This window comes from Kocuria sp. (assembly GCF_030538595.1).
GTDB lineage: Bacteria > Actinomycetota > Actinomycetes > Actinomycetales > Micrococcaceae > Kocuria.
Genome location: NZ_JAUNTS010000004.1, coordinates 24,377 through 41,849, shown reverse-complemented (window position 1 = coordinate 41,849; position 17,473 = coordinate 24,377). Strand labels below are relative to the sequence as shown.

Below are 17,473 nucleotides of genomic sequence, written 5' to 3'. Positions count from 1 at the left end.
GCCCATCAGCGCTGATGGACTGCGCAACTCGACGCTGGGCGGGGGCAGATGGGAGGAGTCAGCAAGTCACCCACTTGACGCAAGGTCTAGCGTTGGAACTGTGACTGAGCGCCCCAGCATCAAGACCCTTGGCGAACTGCGTGCAGCAGGGATCGAGTACCGCCCGCTGCGTGAGGAAATCCGCTACAACCTCCTGAGCGCCCTTGCGGAAGGCCGTGATCCGTGGCCCGGCCTCCACGGCTTGAGCAACACCGTTCTGCCCCAGGTGGAGCGCGCTTTGATTGCCGGACATGACATGGTGCTGCTGGGCGAACGCGGCCAGGGCAAGACCCGTCTGCTGCGCACCATGGTGGGACTGCTGGACGAGTGGAGCCCGGAAGTTGAGGGTTCTGACCTGCACGAACACCCCCTGGACCCCATCACGGAAGCCACCCGAACCCGGGTCGACAACGAGGGGGATGACCTGCCCATCACGTGGCGCCACCGGGACGAACGCTACGTGGAAAAGTTGGCCACTCCGGACACCTCCGTGGCCGACCTGATTGGTGACGTTGACCCCATCCGTGTGGCCGAAGGCCGCCGCCTGGGAGACCCGGAGACCATCCACTACGGCCTGATTCCACGCGCCCACCGCGGCATTGTGGCCATCAACGAACTCCCTGACCTGGCCGAACGTATCCAGGTGTCCATGCTCAACGTCATGGAGGAACGCGATGTCCAAATCCGCGGATACGTCCTGCGCCTACCCCTGGACGTCCTGGTGGTGGCCTCCGCCAACCCGGAGGACTACACCAACCGCGGCCGGATCATCACCCCGCTCAAAGACCGGTTCGGGGCTGAAATCCGCACCCACTACCCGCTGGAACTCGCAGATGAGATCGCTGTGATCCGCCAGGAAGCTGAACTGGTGGCCCAAGTCCCGGACAGCCTCCTGGAAATCCTGGCGCGCTACACCCGGCTGCTGCGGGAGTCACCGGCCGTGGACCAGCGTTCCGGTGTCTCCGCCCGGTTCTCCATTGCCGGTGCGGAAACCACGGCTGCCGCAGCTCTGCGCCGGGCCACCGTCCACGGTGAAGACCAGGCAGTGGCACGTCTGGTGGACATTGAGGCCGCCGTGGAGGTCTTGGCCGGCAAGATCGAGTTTGAATCCGGCGAAGAAGGCCGGGAGTTGGCCGTCTTGGAGCACCTGCTGCGCCGAGCCACCATGGAAACCGTCCAGTCCGCCTTCCGCGGCATCAATTTGGGCCCGCTCATTGAGGCACTGGATGGCACCGTGACCATCAGCACCGGCGGCAACGTCCCAGCACAAGAGTTCCTGGGTGCACTCCCCCCACTTAACAACGACGACGAACCGGGCCACCCCACGGGTGAGGACACCCGAGAGAGTGAGCGGGGCGTCGTCGTCAATCTGTATGACAAACTGGCCGCGCAATTGGAGGCCAAGACTGCCGGTGAGCGAGCCAACGCGATTGAGCTGGCTCTGGAGGCGCTGTTCCTGTCCCAGAAAATCTCCAAGGATGCTGATGCGGAAGGGACCATCTACGGCTGAGCCGCGGATTCGGAGAAGATGATGGCAAGGCATCGCCACTACAGCAGATACGGCCGCTACACGGGTGGACCGGATCCCATGGCGCCACCGCCCGATCTGACGGAAGCTCTGGAAACCATTGGGCGTGACGTCATGGAGGGCTACTCCCCGCAAGAGGCCCTGCGGGAGTTCCTGCGCCGCGGTGGCCGCAATCAACGCGGCCTGGACGACCTTGCCCGCAAGGTTCACCAGAGGCGCGCTGACCTGCTGAAACGCCACAAACTGGGTGGCACGTTGGACGAGGTCAAGAAGCTGCTGGACCAAGCCCTGCGCTTGGAACGCGAGCAATTTCTGCGGGATGCGCGTATGGACCCCATGGACCGGCAGTTTCGTGAAATGCAGTTGGACGGGCTTTCCCCCTCAACAGCGGCGGCCGTGAGCGAACTGACCGACTATGACTGGGCCTCCCCATCGGCTCGGGAGAAGTTCAATCAGATCAAGGACCTCCTGGGCCGGGAGGTCCTTGACCAGCGGTTTGCAGGGATGAAACAAGCCCTGGAGAACGCCACGGATGCGGACCGCGAGCGCGTGAGCCAGATGCTTGGCGACCTCAATGATCTGCTGGCCAAGCACGCTCGAGGTGAGGACACGGAGACGGACTTCCAAGAATTCATGGACAGACACGGGGAGTTCTTCCCGGAGAACCCGCAGTCCGTGGACGAGCTGATTGATGCCATGGCGCAACGTTCTGCCGCTGCCCAACGCATGATGAACTCCATGACACCTGAGCAGCGGCAGGAACTCATGCAGCTCTCTGCCCAGGCTTTCGGTTCGCCTGAGTTGATGGCGCAGTTGGGTCAGCTGGATGCCAATTTACAGGCGTTGCGCCCGGGTGAGGACTGGACGGGTTCTGAGCGGTTCGAGGGCCAGGAGGGCATGGGCTTGGGTGACGGCACGGGGTTGCTGCAGGACATCGCTGACCTGGATGCTCTGTCAGATCAACTGGCGCAGAACCATCAGGGTGCGGGGCTGGATGACATTGACGTTGAGGCTCTGGCGCGTCAGCTGGGTGATGAGGCCGGGGTGGATGCCCGCACCCTGGCGGAGTTGGAGCGTGCGCTGCAGGATTCCGGGCTGTTGCAGCGTGCTTCCGATGGTTCCCTGAAACTTTCACCCCGGGCCATTCGCCGGTTGGGGAAGTCGCTGCTTCAGGACACCGCCCGTCAGCTCAGCGGACGCACCGGTTCCCGCGATACCCGCCAGGCCGGTGCCGCCGGGGAGCCCACCGGGTCCACCCGGCCGTGGCAGTTCGGCGACGTCGAACCGTGGGACGTCACGCGGACCATCACCAACGCGGTGCAGCGCACGGTGGCCGACGGCAGTTCGGCAGCCCGCGGGGTCCGGGTCCACGTGGACGACGTCGAAGTCCAGGAGACCGAGGCCCGCACCCAATCCGCCGTGGTGCTGCTGGTGGACACCTCCTTTTCCATGGCCGCCGAAGGCCGGTGGCTGCCCATGAAGCGCACCGCCCTGGCGCTGCATCACCTGGTGTCCACCCGGTTCCGCGGGGATGCCCTGGAGCTGATCACCTTTGGCCGCTGGGCGCACAGCATGGACGCGGAGGAACTGACCGCGCTGCCACCCGTGTACGAACAAGGCACCAATTTGCATCACGCTCTGCTACTGGCCAGCCGCTTCTTCCGGAAGCACCCGTCCATGCAGCCGGTGCTGCTGGTGGTCACCGACGGCGAACCCACCGCTCACCTGATGCCCGACGGTGACGCCTACTTCAACTGGCCCACCAGTCAGCACACCCTCAACCACACCGTGGCGGAGCTGGACAAACTCGCCCGATTCGGGGCGCAGACCACGTTCTTTCGGCTGGGTGATGATCCCGGGTTGGAGCGCTTCCTGGCAGCCATGGCCAGGCGGGTGGATGGTCGTGTGGTGGCCCCTGAGTTGGATGAGTTGGGGTCTGCGGTGGTGGGCGAGTACTTGTCCCAGCGGTTCTGATAAGAAGAGTTCCATGACATCGCATTCCGGCTTCTCCCCCCGGTTCCTCAATCGCCGCACCCTGCTGGGAGGTGCGGGGGCGGGCGCCGTCGTGGTCCTGGCAACCGGCTGCGGTCTGATCAATGGTGGACGCGGCAGTGACCAGGCCCATGAACTCGCGTTGGCGCTCACGGACCGGGACGTTTCCGGGATCACTTTTGATGGAGTGTCCGGGGCCGATGCCCAGCAGCAGTTTGACCGCATTGTGGCCAATCTTCCCGGCGCCACGTGGAGCGTTGAGGTTGATTCGCTAGGAGACATTTCCGACGACGGCGTCAGGCCCGCCACCCTTTCCTGGCGCTGGGACATCCCGGGGCTGGATGAGCCGTGGGAGTACCAAAGCGCTGTGGAGATCACCTCCGATGGTGCGGAAACTTGGACGCCGGTGTGGTCACCTGCGGTGATCGAACCATCGTTGGCTGCGGATGAGGGGCTGCGGCTCAGTAGTGAGCCCGCAGAACGCGGCAACATTCTGGGGGCCTCCGATGAAGTGATCGTGGCTCAGCGTCCCGTTCATCAGGTGGGTTTGGACTTGGGCAAGGTCAGTGAGTCGCAACGCGAAGCTGCTGCCCGCGCGCTGGCCGATTTGGTGGGTGTGGATGCGGATGCCTACGCGGCCACGGTGACCCAAGCCGCTGGAGATGCGTTTGTGCCCGCGATTTCTTTGCGTGAGGACGCCTACCGGGACCTGGACTCTGCGGCGGCTTCCGGGATCGCGGGGTACACCGTGCAGGAAACCACCATGTCACTGGCTCCCACCCGCACCTTTGCCGCCAGCACCCTGGGGCGCGTGGGAGAGGTGACTCAAGAAGACATCCAGGACTCGGATGGAGAGTTGGTTGCCGGTGACCAAATCGGGCGGGGAGGTTTGCAGGCCAGTTTCAACCAGTGGCTTGCCGGAACCAACGGTGTTGTGGTCTCCATCAGCCAACTCAATGACGACGGCGCCCCCGTCACCGGCACCTCCCGAGTGATGCTCAGCAGCGATCCCGTGGCTGGGCAAGATCTGCACATCACGTTGGACAAACGATTGCAGGAAGCAGCGGAGTCCACGCTGGAAGATGTGGAATCGGCGTCGGCCATTGTTGCCATCCGGCCCTCCGATGGGCACATCCTGGCACTGGCAGATGGTGCGGGATCGCAGATGTACCCCACGGCGGCCCAGGGACAATACCCGCCGGGTTCCACCTTCAAGGTGGTGACGTCCCTGGCCATGGTGCGCTTGGGGGACACCATGGAGTCCACGGTGAACTGCTCAACCTCCATCACCGTGGACGGCACCCGGTTCAGCAACGCCCCCGGTTACTCCCCCCAGTTCATCGGCGAAATCCCCATCAAGGATGCTCTGGCGCATTCCTGCAACACCGCCTTCATCTCCCAGTACGACCGCGTCAGCCACACGGATCTGCTGCAAGCCGCCGAGTCTTTGGGGCTGGGGCAGACGTACGCCTTGGGAATCAACGCCTTCAGCGGTTCCATGCCGGCGGAGGAAAGCGGGGTGGCCCACGCAGCATCCCTGTTCGGTCAGGGACGAACGCTGGTTTCCCCGCTGGCACTGGCTGCCATGACGGCCTCTGCGGTGGCCGGGTCCACGGTGACGCCGGTGTTGGTCACCGACCGTGAAGCCTTTTCTGAAGGTGACGCCGAATCTGTTTCTGAATCAGCCTCGCCCAGCCCGGATGCTCCCGGCCCAGATGCTCCCGCGCTGACAGCTGACGAGGCTGAGCAACTGCGCCGTGGCATGCGGGAAGTAGTCACCACCGGGTACTTGCAAGACCTACAGGCCCTGACCCCGAACACCGCTATGGGCAAGACCGGAACCGCCGAATTCGGCACGGATGACCCGCCCAAGACTCACGCCTGGATCATTGCCGCGCACGAAGACCTGGCCATCTCCGTGTTCGTGGAGGACGGCGAAGGCGGTGCCGTGACGGGTGGGCCTCTGGCATTGGAGTTCTTGGAAGCCGCCCAGGGTTAGGGTCTGGGCTGCGTCTGGGCCGACTGCCCCCGCTTCTCCCAGTTTTCTCCAAGTGCAAATTGGACTTGGAGAAAATTAGGAAAAGCGAGGCCAGGAGTCACCACACGGCATGAACCCGGGTACATCTCCCCCGTGGTGCTGCATTTGATGGTCGACTACGACCACTATTTTGCCAACGCAAACGGGTAGTCCGTGTAGCCACGGGCCCCTGGCGTGTAGAAAGTCGCCGGATTGGGCTGGTTCTCCTCCAACCTGTTGCGCCACCTCTGCACCAAGTCCGGGTTGGCAATCACGGGGCGTCCCACAACGACGGCGTCCGCGATCCCATCCTCCACAATGTGCTCGGCCTCTTGGCGGCTGGTCTTGACGCCAAAACCACTGTTGAGCATGAACGCCCCCTTGAACCTGTCACGCAGATGGGCCACGAACTCGCCGTCCACATCTGCATGGAGCACAGACAGATAGGCCAAACCCAAGTGGTTGATCTGGTCGATCAGGGCATCGTAGGTGGCAACGACATCGTCGTGATCGGTCTCCGGCACACCCTGGATGTTGTGTTCGGGGGAAATGCGCACGGCCGTGCGGCCCGGCCCGATCTCTGCTGCCACAGCCTGGATGACTTCGGCCACGAACTTGGCGCGGGCCGCCGGGGAGCCGCCGTATTCGTCGTCGCGCTGATTGGTGCCGGGGCTCAAGAACTCGTGAAGCAGATAGCCGTTGGCGCTGTGCAACTCAACACCGTCCATCCCGGCGTCGATGGCGCGGCGGGACCCGGCCACAAATTCGGTCTTGACGCGCACCAAGTCCTCAGCAGTCAAGGCGCGTGCGGGGACCACCTCCTGCTTACCGTCGTAAGTGCGGATCTCACCCCTGTCCGTGGACGTGGCACCGGGTGCTTCCGGCTGTGCGCCGCGGGTCAAGCCGGGGTGGGTGACGTGACCCGCGTGCATGATCTGCATGACGATCGTTGCGCCCTGCTCATGCACGGCATCGGCAACTCGGGACCAGCCGGCCTGTTGCTCATCCGTGAGGATGCCCGGCTGACCCACGAACGCGCGGTTGGTGAAAGCCGGGAACGTGCCTTCGGTGATGACCAAACCAACCCCTGCCCGCTGGGTGTAGTACTCCACGTGTAGATCGGTAGGGACACCGTCTTCCCCAGCCCGCGAGCGCGTCAACGGCGCCATGACCACGCGATTACGCAGCTGCAGATCGCCGGCGGTCAGGGGATCGAACAAGGTGGGCACGGTTACCTCCAGTACGAATGAGATGTGTTCCGGAAGGTTCAACCGCGCCATTGCACAGACGTATTCCTGCATGTGATCCAGGGATCAACCGACGCTAGGGACGAGCGAAGCCAGGTCCGTCGACTGGACCAGGCCGAAGATGAAATGCGCTCAGCAGTGGTTGACCTGACCGATCAGAATCCGGATGACTTTCAAGTGGTCGTTCATCCGCAGCCGCCGGAACTAGAGGAAGTTTTGCTCACCGACACCATGGATGGAGGGTCCGGTGAAATCGTAGGCGCGGCCGTGACCGAAGCCGCCCGACATGATCACCGTGAATTTGGCCCGTCTGATCCCAGTGGGCCTTGCTCTGTGAAACACCGCGATGGGAAGCTGACCGCATGACTACCACTGATCTGGATCGCAACAAGGAAACCGTCAAAGCGTTCTACGACTTGATGTTCAACCAATGCAAGCCACGCGAGGCATTGGAGCAGTACTCCGGGGCGCAGTACCGGCAGCACAACCCGCATGTTGCCGATGGCAAGGAGGCATTCGTCGAGTACTTCGAGCGCATGGCGCGTGAGTACCCCGGCAAGCATGTGGATTTCGTACGGTGCTTTGCAGAAGGTGATCACGTGGTGCTTCATTGCCACCAGACCTGGCCTGGCTCTGACGACTACGCAGGCATCGACATCTTCAGGCTGGACCAAGATGGAAAGATCGTGGAGCACTGGGATGTCCTCCAGGTCATCCCGGCTACCTCCGCCAATGACAACGGCCTGTTCTGAGCCAGGCCATTTCTGTGCTTCAGGGGCAGGTCACCTGCCCCTGAAGCACAGATTCTGTCTAAAGCCTCCCCAAGAACCGAGTGCTCCAGTCAGCTGACAAGAGTGAAGCGACGCATCACCATGGAGCCCTCTTCCATGCACGACATCTGTTCGGCAGCTGCCGGAGCCTGCTCGTACGAGGCCATCGAGGCATCAGCGGCCGCCGTATCCGCCCAGTGCACAATCACTACCCACCCATCGTCTCCCTTGGCTGTCTCACGACTGAGAAATCCAGGTTGGCGGCTGACGTAATCGCGGCCAACGGCAGCATCAATTTGGGCGAACTGAATGGGATCGACCTCTGCCTTCACCCGAAAAGAAACAATCTCGACGACACTCATTCAGCACCTCTGGTTTGTCTGGGAACAGCGCTAAGACTGCGAGCATACGCTCTACCTTGGTGCGCAACGCATCACCGGCATGGGCCGTGCTGGTCTGGCACTAGGCACGTTGGGCCAGAACAAAGCCCTGATCATAGTCCTCCAGAACAGCGCGTCGCGTGACCGAGGCTGTCACGGTCCACCCCGACCCGGCGGCCACTGCGGCAAGCTCATCCGGCGAGTACAGCCAGGCCGTCATGGAGCTGGTGGTTCCGTAGGCATTGATGATCTGGCGCGAGCCGCTACCTACCTGGAACCCCACCAGCAACGGTCCAGCGGGTGCAGTGACCCGCGCCAATTCTTGCAGTGCCTCAGCCAGTCCCGGATAGTCCAGGTGGATCAGGGAGTACCAGGCGATCACTGCACCAAATTCGCGGTCGCCATACGGCAGCGCTCTGAGGTCAGCCACACGGAAGTCCACCCCGGGTTCACGACGACGCGCATGCTCAATCATTCCGGGGGCAAGGTCAACACCCTGCGGAGACAGGCCTTGCTGCACCAATTCAGCAATCATGCGGCCGTTTCCACATCCGGCATCCAACACCCGATGGTTGCCGGATACACGAACCTCCTCACAGAACGCACTGATCATGGCGCGATCTACAGGCTGTTCCACCCGCAGGTCAGGCAGAAGTGTGTTGTAAGTCCCGGCTGCGGCGTCGTAGACAGATCGGAGATGGTTCGGTGAAGTCACGACTATCCACTATGCCCCCTCCACCTCCGCCGAAAACATGGTTTGGCGGGAATCCAGGGCCGAAAATTAGGTCAAACCATGTTTTCGGCGGAGTTTAGTTGCGGCGGGCGGCGATCCGGTTGTCCACCACCAGCAGGATGGCAACCACAATCAGTCCAGCCAGACCGGCCATCAGCAACACGGGCCAGTCAGCGGCGGGGGCGTGGAGGTTGCGCTCGTCGTCCTGCCAAGGCCACAGCGAACGCAGAGCCCCGATCATCAGTCCCACAAGCGCGATCATGGTGCCACGGTGATGGTGCTCCAACAGCTTCTGCAGGGCTTTGACAATCACGATCATGCCCAGCACGGCACCCAGGAAGAACAAGCCCAGGTAGCCGAAGTCCAGGTTGTCCACGGCCCGCAGCGTGGGCTGGTAGAGCCCGATGGTCAGCAGAATGAAAGACCCGGACAGACCCGGCAGCAGCAACGCAGAAACGGCCACCGCGGCGGCAAGAATGATGATCCACGGCTGCGGTTCCAGGGTGGTCGCCGGAATGGACACCAGGAAGAACGCAACCACGGCAGCGCCGATCCCCAGAAGCCAGTCAGCCCAGGTCCAGCCCCTACCTGCCAGGGACAGCGGGACCCACAGCGAACCAACCACCATGCCGAAGAAGATGGCGCGCATCAGTTCCGGATGCGTGTCCACCAGGTGCTCCATGGGACCGGCCACCAACAGCAGGGCCGCCACCATGCCGATGACCACCGGGATCACAACTCGCCAGTGGACGTTGGCCATGTGCTTCTTGAACCCGGGCGCACGGTCTGGACCCAGCAACAAAGCACGGAACGCGGAAATCACCTCACTGGCAGACCCAATCAGCTGGTCATAGATTCCAACCACCAGCGCCACGGTGCCACCGCTGACACCCGGCACAGTCTCCACGGTGCCGATCATGGCGCCGCGCACCAGGTTTCCAGGGATGCTGGTCTTACGGGTTGGCGCGAGTGCACCTTCTTCGGCGGCAAGATGCGGGGCAGGGTGAGACAAGGCTGGTCCTTTCCGTGGGTTTCCAACAGGGTAACGGGACATGTCCCCTACCAGGTCGCTTTGAGGCAGACCCCACACGTCCCCGGTTTGGCGCAGGACGCCAACGACGTCGCCCTACCCGGCTCAGGCGCTCAACCCGCCAATCGCCACTCGATCCGGTGCCTACGCACCCGCCCGGGGCGCAGCACCGGGTCTCCCAACTCCGGACGGTTGGGGGTGTCCGGGTGGAACTGCGGCTCCAGCGCAATGCCATCGCCCTGCCGATAACGGGTACCGGAGGTTCCCACCGTGCGACCGTCAAAAAAGTTGCTGGTGTAAACCTGCAACCCCGGCAGGTCTGAATGCACCTCCACGGAACGCCCGCTGACCGGCTCCGTCAGCGTGGCGGCGTAACGCACCCCGGTGCCAGAAATGGCAAACGAGTGGTCCACACCGTTGTGCACCTGCGGATGATCGGCACGCACCACATCTCCCAGTGCAGCGGGTGTTCTGAAATCCAAGGGTGTCCCGGCCACGGAACGTAGGGGGCCGGAGGGTAGGCCGTCGTCGTCGACCGGCAGGAATTGCTGCGCCGCCACGGTCAAGACGTGCCCGTCTGCACTCCCGCGGCCCTCCCCGGCAAGGTTCCAGTAGACGTGGCTGGTGGGACCAAAGACCGTGGCCCGGTCTGCTGTGGCCTCCACTTCCACAACGACGACGCCGCCCTCCACCGAGTATCTGGCCCGCACCACCATTTCACCGGGGAATCCCTGATCCAGGTGGGGACTGGTGAGCTCGAACGTGGCGCTGTTCGGCGTGACCTCCGTGATGTCCCAGACACGGTGGCTGAAACCCTCCGGCCCTCCGTGATGGCAGGCCGAGCCGTTGTTGGCCGGCAGCTCATACTCCTGTCCCTCCAGTTCAAAGGAGGCACCGGCAATCCGGTTTGCGTAGCGACCCACCAGCACACCCAGGTAATCCTGGGCAAAGGCTGCGTAGCCTTCCGCATCGGCGTGGCCCAGGACCAGGTTGACCCTGCCGTCCTGATCGGGGACCAGTAAGGACTGCACGGCCGCACCCAAGTCAAGAACAGTGAGTTCAACACCTTTGGGATCGCCCAAAGTCACGGCATGGACGGGCAGACCATCTGACGTATGACCGAAAGGGCGGATCTGCGGGCTCATGACCTACACACCACGGTCATCGGAACTGAGGTTGATCGGCGTTGTGGCCCCACGTGTCAGCGCAAGCCACGGAACATGCGGCGCAGCATCACGGACTGACCGCGGCCAGACTTCTTCTTGCCACGCAGTTTTGCGCTGCGGGACACAGTGGCGCTCATCAAGAGCATGGCCACGTACATGGTTCCGGCCAAAATCGCCAACGACAACACAAGAATGCCCAACAGGCCCCAGGTACCCAAGAGCAACCACCTTTCACGGTCAAGAGATTGTTGTCTCCAAGGGTACCGGGCTGATTCAGCGTGAGCGCAGGAGGTCGTACACGGAGGAGTCGTCCCGACGCCCCAAGCCTTCGCGGCGTCCGCGCACGTAAACCTGCTCGGCGGCTGATGCCAGCGGCACCGGTTGCTGCACAGCGCGGGCTGCATCCGTGACCAGACCCATGTCCTTCACAAAGATGTCCAGGGCGGAACGCACCTCAGCGTCCTCCCCTTCCAACATGCGCGGCCCACGATCGCCAAACATGAACGACGCCGCAGCACCACCCTGCAACACCTTCAAACACTGCTGCGGATCCAGGCCCATGGAATCTGCCAGCGCCAGCGCTTCCCCCGCCACGGCAATGTGGACCCCGCACAGCAGCTGGTTGACCACCTTGAACCGTTGGCCATCACCCACGGTTGAACCGACCACGGGAGCCTGAGCGGCCATGAGGTCGAGCAACGGCTGCACCTTGGCAATGCCGGTTTCAGCTCCACCCACCATGATCAACAGATCACCGGTGCCCGCGCGGGCCACACCACCGGAAACCGGTGCATCCACCACGCCCACACCCTGCAGCGCCAAGCGGGTGCCGGCACCTTCCACGGCTTGCGGCCCCACGGTGGACATGACCAAGACCACCGCGCCTTCTGCTAGTTCATGCGCAATTCCGGTCTCCGGGGCGAACAGCACGGAATCCAGCTGAGCCCCGGTGGCCACCATGACCACCACAACGTCTGTGCCAGACACGGCGGCGCGGGCGGTGGGGAAAAGGGTGACTCCCTGCCCCACGCGATCCGCAGCGTCCGGAGCCAGATCGAATGCCCGGACCTCCACCCCGCCCTTACCCAAAACCGTTGCCATGGGCGCACCCATGGCGCCCAAACCGATCCACGAAACTTGAGTCATCACATTCTCCTCTGCTGTATTCACTTGCTTTGAAAGGCCAGATTCACTTGCTTTGACTGGCCAGGCGGGTGGCTTCCGCCAGGACTTCGACCACATCCGCCACGGCTGATTCCGTGCCCACGTTGCCCGGGAACACCACGAACGGGCAGCCTTCGGCCTCCGGATCGGCTTGGATCGGCATGAATTGGGAGGTTTGGCCCGGAAAAAACTGCCCGCCCACCCGTGCACGTCTGATGCCAAGCCCCTTGTGAGCCACTTCGTGAGAGGTGATTCCACCCTTGGCAATCACCCACGCGGGCCTGCCTTTCATCACGCCGCGCACCACTTCCACCACCGCATCGGACACGGAGCGGGCAATGGCCAGCGATTCCTGGGGGTCCTCCGCACGCACCAGGTCGCGGCTGGTGTAGACAACGACGTCGGAGCTCACCAACGCCTCATCCGCCTGGTTGATCGCCCACTCCAGATGCTCTTGACGTTGTTCCGTGAGCAAAGTTGGGACGTCCAGTTCGATCTCAAACAATCCGCCGCGGTCCTTGACCACCTGCAGTTGACGATTGGTCAGCCCCACGTGGGAGCCCACCACCAAGAGCCCGTGCGGCTTGCGGTCCGGGCCGATGGTGATGTCGGCAGGTTCCAGAACCTTTGCTTGCTCAATCCCCGCAAGGGGGCGCACGAAAGATGGCCCGCACCGGGTGATGAACGTCCGCCCGGCAGCTTCCTGGAGTTCAAGCGCTGCCGCCACCACCTCTTGGTGGGAGTAGTCGGTGCCGTTGACCACCACCCAGGTGCGGTCCGTGGCCCGATCCAGCACCGAGGACACCGCCTCCACGCCAGCATTGATGTCATCCAGCGCGATGGACAGGATGTCCTCTCGGCGCAGGGAGCCGCCGGAGCGCTCCACCAGGAAGTCCTTGAGGTTGGAGTTGCTGTAGCCGAAGGTGGCGTCCTGGGCAAAGTCCGTGTCCCCCACCTTCACCTGTTCGCCTTGGAGAACGGCCCAGTGAGTGTCCTCCACCGTGTAACGCCCGGCTTCAAACATGGCCGGGGCAAACAGGAACCCGTTGACCTGAACTCCACGTTCCGCCAGCACGTCTGCCAGGCCATTGGGTTCAGCCAGCACGTGGCCACGCAAGGTGGAATCGCTACGGGAAACAAGGTGCGGAAAGGTTCCGCGGGGTAGACCATCCAGGATTTGGCGGAGCAGATCCGCCTGCTTGGCCACCGCCTGATCTTGGTCAAGTGCCCGGCTGTTGGTGAGCACAAAACAGGTTGCGCCATCCGGGGCCAGGGCCTCGATCACGGGCTGGGCTGCGAGCTCCAGCACGACGTCGACGTCGTGAACAGCTTGCGAACCGGTGGGGTCGTCGTCGAAAACCAGCAATCTGCGGGTCATGAGCGGCACCTTTCATGTCTCAGGAAGTCGGGGAAAGCAGCAGGTCAGAGAACAGCAGCAACCAGCATCCACATGATCCAGACCGCCACCAGTCCGGCCACGGAGGCGGCAGTGGAGACCACGGTCCAAGTCTTCAAGGATGTGGACACGGGCACTGCAAAGTAGCGGCTCCAGATCCAGAACATGGAGTCGTTCACGTGGCTCAGGCCCATGGTTCCGGCACCGATGGCCACGGCCACCAGGGCAATTTGGATCGGCTCAAGTTCCATGGTGGTCAGCAACGGAGCCACCAGCGGAGCCGTGGTCAACATGGAAACGGTGGCCGAACCCTGGGCGGCCCGAATCAGCAGTGCCAGCAACCAGCCCAGGAAAATCACCGGGAGGCCGGTGGAACCCAGGAGATCGGCGACGGCGTCGGCCACCCCGGTCTCCCGCAAGGTGAAGCCGAACATGCCACCGGCACCCGTGATCAAAATGACGGCAGCCACAGGCGGCAGGGCCGAGTTGATCACGTTCTCCACGTCATCGCGGCTCCACCCAAAGCGGAAGCCCAGCACGGCAGCGGCGTACACCACGCCGATCAACAGCGCCACGTGTGAGGCTCCGATCAGGGAGAACACCGCAGTCACGGGGCTGTCCTCGCCCAGCACCACGGCGAACGTGGTGCCGCCCATGATCAAGGCCAGGGGCAACACGATGGTGGAAAGCACCAGCGCAACGCTGGGGGCCCTGGTCTTGACAATGTTCATGGGGCCGGTGCCGCCAACGGCTTGGAGGGTGTCGGCGTCGCTGACCGGAACAAAGTTGCGAGCAGCCAGCGGCTTGGCCACAAAGTGCGCCACCAACCACATGGGCACCGCGGCAATCAGACCGAAGATCATGACCAAACCAATGTCAGCGCTCAGCAGCTGAGACCCGCCCACAATGCCGGGGTGCGGAGGCACCACGCAGTGCACCGCCAGCATGGCACCGGCAATGGGCAGCGCGTACGTGAGCATGTTGCCCTTCAGACGGCGTGCCACCCCGAACACGATCGGAATCAACACAATCAATCCGACGTCAACAAACACCGGGATGCCAAAGATGAAGCCGGTGGCACCGAGCGCAAACGGTGCGCGTTTTTCCCCAAAGGTGTTCAGCAGCCAACGCGCCAGCACATCAGCACCGCCGGAAACCTCAATGATGCGCCCCAGGATGGCGCCCAGGGTCACAATCAGGGCCACGCTGCCCAAGGTGTTACCCATGCCGGTGATGAGCAGCGGCGCCACCTCCGCCAGCGGGATTCCACCCACCAGTGCAAGGACCAGAGCCACGGACATGAGGGTGATGAAGGGGTGAACTTTGCCCTTGATGATCAGCAGCAGGATGGCCGCAATGGAGCCCAGCCCCAGCAGCAGGAGAGTTGTTGTAGTCATGAGCCTTCTTTTCGGATCACATCCGGGATGCACCGGAGGACGGAGATGCGCGGCGCCGAAAGGTGGAGCCGCAAACCAAAGTGTGATGCTGGCAACAGATCTGATGTCTGATAACTGAGAAGTGTGGTGTAGTGATGTCAGGCGTGTCAAGAGATCCGTGAAAGAAAGTCAGGTCAGCCGTGCAGCGACGTTCCGAAGTAGGGGTGAAAGCCCTCCTGGACATGGTTGTTTCCGGTGCCCTGAAACCCGGAGAGGTGCTGCCGCCGGAGTCCGAGCTGGCCGAAGTCTGGGGCATGTCCCGCCTCTCCGTGAGGGAGGCGCTGCAGGAACTGGCCAGATCCGGCGTCGTGACGGTCCGGCACGGCAAACGCGGCCTGCTCAATCCCGTGGATGCCTGGTCCCCGTTGGAACCCCGCATCCTCCAAACACGGGGCACCATGAGCGGTGACCCGCTGGAGATTCCGCGGCAGATGATTGAGGCCCGCCGGGCCATTGAAGTGGAGACCACCCGGCTGGCTGCCACCCATCCACAATCGGAGGAGATTCCGGAGGTCAAACGGCATTTGCTGACCATGGAAGCCACCATCCATTCCGATCCGGCAGCCTTCTCCCAAGCGGACCTGGAGTTCCACGCCGCCCTGGTGCGGGCTGCGGGCAATGTGTATCTGGCCTCGGCCTACGCACCGCTGGAGGAGGTGCTGCACGCAGTGCGCGTCAAAACCTCCAGTCAGCCGGATATTCGGCGCAGGGCCTTGGAGCATCACACCGCCATTTATCGAGCCGTGGCGGCGGGGGATGTTCAGGCCGCGGGGGACGCCATGCTCTCCCACATGGACCAGACCATGGATGACGTGATCAACAGCCTGGGCGCTCAGGCATTTCAGTGAGCCGTGCGCAGTTTGATACCTCATCAGCGCTGATGAGGTATCAAACTGCGCACGGCTTGTTGTCGATGGGTGGTAGTGCTCGGCCTCATGCACTCCTATACTCGCCGCATGGTGACTAGTTCAGATTTTGAAATAAACGACGGCGATCCCTCCGGTCCCCGCCACTCGGAGCCTCTGGAACCCCTGGAGTTCACGTTTCCGGACCGGGTGGTCGAATCTGTCCAGCATCCACCGGAGGGATTGGTCCTGGTCACCGGATCAACCGGCTACATCGGGGGTCGCCTGGTACCGCGCCTTGTGGCGGCTGGTGCGGATGTCCGCGTGGCAGTACGCAACCCCAGCAAGTTGGACCACGTTCCGTGGGCGGAGGCCGTGGACGTGGTGGAGGCAGACCTGCAAGATCTGCGTCAAACGCTGGATGCCTGCCGCAATGTGGACACCCTGTACTTCCTGGTCCATGCCATGGGCAGCTCAGGCTCCTTTGAAGCCACGGAGGAGGCCATGGCCCATGTGATCGCGCGGGCGGCTCACGAGGCCGGGGTCAAACGCATCATTTATGTCTCCGGCCTGCATCCCCAGGACGATGACCTCTCCACGCACATGCGTTCGCGCGTGAAAGTTGGGGAGGTTCTGCTGCAACATCCAGTTCCCGCCGTGGTGTTACAGGCGGGAACCGTGATCGGATCGGGTTCGGCGTCGTTTGAAATGATCCGCCATTTGGGTGATCGGCTGCCGGTGATGCCAGCCCCCTCCTGGGTGAAGAACAGAATTGAGCCAATCGCCATCCGGGACGTGCTCTACTACCTGATCCATGCCCTGGACCTGCCCCAAGACACCAATCGGTCGTTCGACGTCGGCTCCAGGGACGTGATGACCTACGCCCAGGCCATGCAGCGCTATGCGGAAGTGGCGGGGCGCCGCAAGCCGCTGGTGTTTGCAACCCCGCTGCCGGCTCCGCGGTTGTCCGGCTTCTGGATCGGCATGGTCACCCCCATTCCGCTGGGACTGGCCATGCCGTTGGTGCAGTCTCTGCGGCACGACGCCGTGGCTTCCGAAACCGACATTGACCAGTTCATTCCGCTACCGCCGGGCGGGCTGACCAACTATCGGGACGCCTGCAAACTGGCCCTGGAACGGATTGCCGCCGATGATCTGGAGAACGACTGGGCCACCACCTATGACCTGATCTCCATGGATGCGGCTGCCGATCCACTGCCGTCGGACCCCGAATGGGCGGGTCGGACGGTGTACGTGGATGAACGTGAAGCCGAAGGTGAAGCCACACCCGCGCAGGTGTGGACGGTGATCGAATCCATTGGTGGGGAGAACGGCTGGTATTCCTGGAAGCTGGGCTGGCTGGTGCGCGGGTGGATGGACAAGCTGGCCAACGGTCCCGGGCTCAACCGCGGGCGACTCAGCCGCACCCGTCTGCGCGTGGGCGACCACGTGGACTGGTGGGTGGTGGAAAAAATTGAACCCGGGCGCTTGCTGAGATTGCGCGCCCAGATGCTGGCCCCCGGTAAGGCATGGCTTGAGCTCAGCGTGGAACCTTGCGGCACCGGGTCCAGATACCACCAGCGCGCGATTTTCTTTCCGGACGGCTTGGCCGGTCACGCGTACTGGTATGGCGTGCTGCCCTTTCACGCGTTCATTTTCCCCACCATGGCCAAGAACATCTTGGCCAAAGCTGCCGAAGATTCACAGACACGGGAACGTTGAGGGGAACC

15 protein-coding genes are annotated in these 17,473 nt (G+C 63.0%); 6 read left to right on the top strand and 9 right to left on the bottom strand.

Annotated elements, in window-relative coordinates; all coding sequences use genetic code 11:
• Positions 1–100 precede the first annotated feature (100 nt).
• The 3 genes from Q4G32_RS04890 to Q4G32_RS04880 all read left to right on the top strand — a co-directional run bounded on the left by Q4G32_RS04890 (position 101) and on the right by Q4G32_RS04880 (position 5,558).
• On the top strand, positions 101–1,549 hold the full coding sequence (locus Q4G32_RS04890) for a sigma 54-interacting transcriptional regulator (RefSeq protein ID WP_303349643.1): 1,449 nt from the start codon (positions 101–103) through the stop codon (positions 1,547–1,549).
• 78 nt (positions 1,550–1,627) lie between these two features.
• Positions 1,628–3,541, top strand: coding sequence for a vWA domain-containing protein (locus Q4G32_RS04885; protein WP_441327463.1), 1,914 nt, complete (start codon positions 1,628–1,630; stop codon positions 3,539–3,541).
• Positions 3,542–3,554: 13 nt separating this feature from the next.
• A complete protein-coding gene (locus Q4G32_RS04880) occupies positions 3,555–5,558 on the top strand; it encodes a penicillin-binding transpeptidase domain-containing protein (RefSeq protein WP_303349640.1) in 2,004 nt (667 codons plus the stop codon).
• A 164-nt stretch (positions 5,559–5,722) separates the two neighbouring features.
• Here the strand turns inward: Q4G32_RS04880 and Q4G32_RS04875 are convergent, their stop codons facing one another.
• The gene (locus Q4G32_RS04875; RefSeq protein ID WP_303349637.1) at positions 5,723–6,805 is read right to left on the bottom strand and encodes an alkene reductase; all 1,083 of its coding nucleotides are present in this window, start codon (positions 6,803–6,805) and stop codon (positions 5,723–5,725) included.
• 380 nt (positions 6,806–7,185) lie between these two features.
• On the opposite strand from Q4G32_RS04875, the gene Q4G32_RS04870 reads away from it, so the two are divergent.
• On the top strand, positions 7,186–7,575 hold the full coding sequence (locus Q4G32_RS04870; RefSeq protein ID WP_303349636.1) for a nuclear transport factor 2 family protein: 390 nt from the start codon (positions 7,186–7,188) through the stop codon (positions 7,573–7,575).
• Between the two features lie 89 nt (positions 7,576–7,664).
• Here the strand turns inward: Q4G32_RS04870 and Q4G32_RS04865 are convergent, their stop codons facing one another.
• From Q4G32_RS04865 to Q4G32_RS04830, 8 genes are all read right to left on the bottom strand, one after another.
• The gene (locus tag Q4G32_RS04865) at positions 7,665–7,955 is read right to left on the bottom strand and encodes an antibiotic biosynthesis monooxygenase family protein (RefSeq protein ID WP_303349634.1); all 291 of its coding nucleotides are present in this window, start codon (positions 7,953–7,955) and stop codon (positions 7,665–7,667) included.
• Between the two features lie 100 nt (positions 7,956–8,055).
• Positions 8,056–8,688 (bottom strand): class I SAM-dependent DNA methyltransferase, encoded by a 633-nt coding sequence (locus tag Q4G32_RS04860; RefSeq protein WP_303349632.1) that lies wholly within the window; start codon positions 8,686–8,688, stop codon positions 8,056–8,058.
• 94 nt (positions 8,689–8,782) lie between these two features.
• Entirely contained in the window at positions 8,783–9,718 is a 936-nt protein-coding gene (locus Q4G32_RS04855) for a DUF368 domain-containing protein (protein WP_303349631.1), read from the bottom strand.
• Between the two features lie 131 nt (positions 9,719–9,849).
• Positions 9,850–10,881, bottom strand: coding sequence for an aldose epimerase family protein (locus tag Q4G32_RS04850; protein WP_303349630.1), 1,032 nt, complete (start codon positions 10,879–10,881; stop codon positions 9,850–9,852).
• A 56-nt stretch (positions 10,882–10,937) separates the two neighbouring features.
• Positions 10,938–11,120 carry a hypothetical protein gene (locus Q4G32_RS04845; RefSeq protein WP_303349628.1) on the bottom strand — a complete coding sequence of 61 codons (183 nt, stop codon included), beginning with the start codon at positions 11,118–11,120 and terminating at the stop codon, positions 10,938–10,940.
• Between the two features lie 55 nt (positions 11,121–11,175).
• Positions 11,176–12,048, bottom strand: coding sequence for an NAD(P)-dependent oxidoreductase (locus Q4G32_RS04840; protein WP_303349627.1), 873 nt, complete (start codon positions 12,046–12,048; stop codon positions 11,176–11,178).
• A 43-nt stretch (positions 12,049–12,091) separates the two neighbouring features.
• Positions 12,092–13,444, bottom strand: a complete 1,353-nt coding sequence (locus Q4G32_RS04835; protein ID WP_303349626.1) for a four-carbon acid sugar kinase family protein — start codon at positions 13,442–13,444, stop codon at positions 12,092–12,094.
• A gap of 44 nt (positions 13,445–13,488) precedes the next feature.
• On the bottom strand, positions 13,489–14,859 hold the full coding sequence (locus Q4G32_RS04830; RefSeq protein ID WP_303349624.1) for a GntT/GntP/DsdX family permease: 1,371 nt from the start codon (positions 14,857–14,859) through the stop codon (positions 13,489–13,491).
• A gap of 179 nt (positions 14,860–15,038) precedes the next feature.
• On the opposite strand from Q4G32_RS04830, the gene Q4G32_RS04825 reads away from it, so the two are divergent.
• Both Q4G32_RS04825 and Q4G32_RS04820 read left to right on the top strand, forming a co-directional pair.
• Positions 15,039–15,746: a FadR/GntR family transcriptional regulator gene (locus Q4G32_RS04825; protein WP_303349623.1), complete on the top strand. Its 708-nt coding sequence runs from the start codon at positions 15,039–15,041 to the stop codon at positions 15,744–15,746.
• 108 nt (positions 15,747–15,854) lie between these two features.
• Positions 15,855–17,465 carry an SDR family oxidoreductase gene (locus Q4G32_RS04820; protein WP_303349622.1) on the top strand — a complete coding sequence of 537 codons (1,611 nt, stop codon included), beginning with the start codon at positions 15,855–15,857 and terminating at the stop codon, positions 17,463–17,465.
• Positions 17,466–17,473 lie beyond the last annotated feature (8 nt).